Annotated in this window: 3 protein-coding genes; all 3 read left to right on the top strand. The window is 64.9% G+C overall.

Features of this window, described 5'->3' with window-relative positions:
- Positions 1–2 precede the first annotated feature (2 nt).
- Positions 3–416 (top strand): cupin domain-containing protein, encoded by a 414-nt coding sequence (locus Q4F91_RS12205; protein WP_303337997.1) that lies wholly within the window; start codon positions 3–5, stop codon positions 414–416.
- 85 nt (positions 417–501) lie between these two features.
- The gene (locus Q4F91_RS12200; protein ID WP_303337996.1) at positions 502–1,218 is read left to right on the top strand and encodes a RibD family protein; all 717 of its coding nucleotides are present in this window, start codon (positions 502–504) and stop codon (positions 1,216–1,218) included.
- Positions 1,219–1,512: 294 nt separating this feature from the next.
- Positions 1,513–2,099: DUF362 domain-containing protein (locus tag Q4F91_RS12195; protein ID WP_303337995.1), on the top strand; the 587-nt coding region annotated here is incomplete at its 3' end.

Genomic DNA, 2,099 nt, shown 5'->3' with positions numbered 1-2,099 from the left:
AAATGCCCGATACCGTCACCCCTCCCGAGAACCTCTCCGCCTTCCCCGTCGGAGACCCGAACGTCAGTTACGCGCAGTACTTCGTCGGCCGCAGCTGGCTCGCGATGCTCACGAAGGACCGCTGCCCGGTCGCGAACGTCACCTTCGAGCCCGGCTGCCGCAACAACTGGCACATCCACCACAAGGGCGGCCAGATCCTCGCCGTCATCTCCGGCCGCGGCTGGTACCAGGAGGAAGGGAAGCCCGCCCGGGCGCTGAAGCCCGGCGACGTCGTCAACATCCCGCCCGAGGTGAAGCACTGGCACGGCGCCGCGAAGGACTCGTGGTTCCAGCACCTCGCGATCGAGGTTCCGGCCGCCGGAAGCTCGAACGAATGGTGCGAGCCCGTCTCGGACGCCGAGTACAGCGCACTCTGATTCCTCTCTTCTCGAAGGAACCCCGGCCGGACTTCCCGCATTCTCCCGGCCGGGGTTCCTTCACCCTTTCTCCGGAGGCTCCCCGATGTCCAGACCGAGGATCATCTGCCACATGCTCACGGCGCTCGACGGCAAGATCACAGGCGACTTCATGAACACCGCCGCCTGCGGGGCCGCAGGCGAGGCCTACGAGGCGACGAACGACTCCTACCATCCTGACGCCTGGCTCTGCGGGCGCGTGACGACCGACGAGAACTTCACTTTTTACGCCGAACCCGAGCTTGACCCGGCCGCGCCGCCGCCCCCGGCGGGCGACTTCGTCGCCGTCGGCGACGCCGCGATGTACTACGTCTCGGTCGACCCCAAGGGCCGCATCGGCTGGAAGTCGGACATCCTGCGCTACGCCGACCGTCCGGCCGCGCACGTGATCGAACTCCTCACCGAGGAGGCGCCGGACGCCTACCGGGCGTTCCTCAGAAAGCTCGGCATCTCGTACATCGTCGCGGGAAGCGGCGCCATCGACTGCGCGCTCGCCGCGGAGAAGCTCCACGACCTCTTCGGCATCCGCACGCTCATGGTCTCCGGGGGCGGCTTCATCAACTGGACGTTCCTCGCCGCGGGGCTCGTCGACGAACTCTCCGTGATTCTCGCCCCCGTCGCCGACGGCGCGAACGACACGGTCACGCTCTTCGAGAAGCCGCGGAGCCTCGCGGACACGCCCCCGGTGGAGTTCTCGCTCAAGGCGGCGAGGATACTCACGGGCGACGTCCTCTGGCTGCGCTACGCCGTCCGCGGGCGCTGAGAATCAGGAATCCGCTCGAATGTGCACACTCCCGCGAGTTCCGTGCACATCCGGCCGGCGTTTTCCGGAGTTTCGTGCAGTCCGCCGTTCGCCGCCCCCGGTCAGTCATACAGATTGTCCATTCCTCTTAATTCATTTCGAGAGGATCGAGCAGTTTTCTGATGCATTCGGTATGTCGGGAAAAGCTCCCGCCGCGCAAGAATTGATTCATGCATTTCACGCATGAGCCGGTCCGGAAGAGGCCGGGTCAATGAGCACCTGTAAAAGCACATCCGTTCTTAGGAGAGAGAAGCCATGAAGATGTCGCGCAAGGAATTCCTCCAGGCCCTCGGCGCCACGGCCGCCGTCGCCCTCACGGGCTCGATCGGCGGGGTCGCCCGCGCGGCCGAGACCGCCGAAAAGTCGAAGGTCTACTTCAGCCCGGTCATTGACGCCGAGCACCTGATCAAGCTCTACAAGCTCATCAACGGCACGATCGACGGCAAGGTCGCGATCAAGCTCCACACGGGCGAGAAGCAGGGTCCCAACATCCTGCCGCGCGAGATGGTGAAGGCCTTCCAGGCCCAGATCCCGAACTCCACGATCGTCGAGACGAACACCCTCTACCAGGGCGACCGCTACACGACCGAAGGCCACCTCGAGACGCTCAAGGTGAACGGCTGGACGTTCTGCCCGGTGGACATCATGGATGCCGAGGGCACGGTGAACCTCCCTGTGAAGGGCGGCGGCATCCACTTCAAGGAAGTCTCGATGGGCAAGAACATCGTCAACTATGACTCGATGGTCGTGCTCACGCACTTCAAGGGCCATGCGATGGGCGGCTACGGCGGCTCGATGAAGAACATCGCCATCGGCTGCGCCGACGGCCGCATCGGCAAGGC

Origin of the sequence: Sutterella sp. (assembly GCF_030539355.1) — a bacterium.
Lineage (GTDB): Bacteria > Pseudomonadota > Gammaproteobacteria > Burkholderiales > Burkholderiaceae_F > Sutterella.
Note: the sequence above shows the minus strand (reverse complement) of the source record. Positions and strands in the feature narration are given on the sequence as shown.